Below are 1078 nucleotides of genomic sequence, written 5' to 3'. Positions count from 1 at the left end.
CTATTAAACCATTTTTGTAACTTGTGGTTTTTGTACTCATATTTTTGTACCCATTTTAAAATTTCTTCCCGGTAACGAACAATATGCCCGCTATACCAAAGAGTAAACAAGATCATAAATACAGTAGGTAAAAACACAAATATCATGGTTAATGTGTGGAAATTCCCCGTTAATACATGGCCTACTGCCTGATATTCACCAAAATTAACATGCGTTGCTTTATCCGTGAGATAAGGGATAACCTTTGCATGGATAGGAGCAGTTGCAAACCATAAGAAGTGGATATCAACTGCGATGTGTGAAGCAATTAGAATGAATAGTTTCCCATTTTTCACATGTAAAGCTGGAATACGGCTGTAGAAACGAAAACTAAATTCTCCTAGAAATAAAGAGAAGAACATTAAGATGAGTGGTACATATGTAATTTCTATAGGATAAGACGGTAGTTCAAATGCATAGTATAGTAACTTTATATAGTTTATTAAACCGACTCCAAAAGAAATAATAAATGCGCTAATTAGTGTAATAGTTGTAAATAAAGGCAACCTTTGCTTAAACGTATTCATAAAGGCTCACCTATTCCTTACAGAAACAGCTGAGCTTTATGGCGGAATGTAAAACGTTCTTGTAACTCTGGATTAAATCGCTCTTTTGACTTTTCTAGAAAGAACTTTGCTGCATCTTCAGTCTGTTTTAAATATAGGTCGATACTAGCTTTTTCACAAAGCTTGTCATATTCTTCTTGAGAAAGTACAGCAATATTCACTTCTATTTTCTTAGCAGTTGCAGTTTCAATCAATACGTCGTACCAATAATAATTAGGCTTACCAGGTATTTGAATATCTTGTAGTGAAACGCTGAACTCCGCACCTTCTTCTGTAATATGTTCAAGTACTAGTTCTGGATTTGCTAATGCCTCTCTCACAGAAAGCACTCCCCCATTGGCTGTTGATGCAGTTGTAAATTGCAAATTCATTTTCATTTTCCACCTTTCTCCAAATAAAAAAAGGCAAGCGACACCCACTGTAAAAACAGCGTGTGTCGCTTGCCTTAATTCATATGTTCTGATTTGATTGTA

General features: G+C 35.1%; 1 protein-coding gene and 1 pseudogene. Both read right to left on the bottom strand.

Features of this window, described 5'->3' with window-relative positions; translation table 11 throughout:
• Positions 1 to 566, bottom strand: a pseudogene (locus MR155_RS31170) (conjugal transfer protein TraG); the annotation flags it as partial.
• Between the two features lie 17 nt (positions 567 to 583).
• Positions 584 to 976: a hypothetical protein gene (locus MR155_RS31165; protein ID WP_016096937.1), complete on the bottom strand. Its 393-nt coding sequence runs from the start codon at positions 974 to 976 to the stop codon at positions 584 to 586.
• Positions 977 to 1078 lie beyond the last annotated feature (102 nt).

Origin of the sequence: Bacillus cereus group sp. BfR-BA-01331, from assembly GCF_022663915.1 — a bacterium.
Taxonomy (GTDB): domain Bacteria; phylum Bacillota; class Bacilli; order Bacillales; family Bacillaceae_G; genus Bacillus_A; species Bacillus_A mycoides.
Note: the sequence above shows the minus strand (reverse complement) of the source record. Positions and strands in the feature narration are given on the sequence as shown.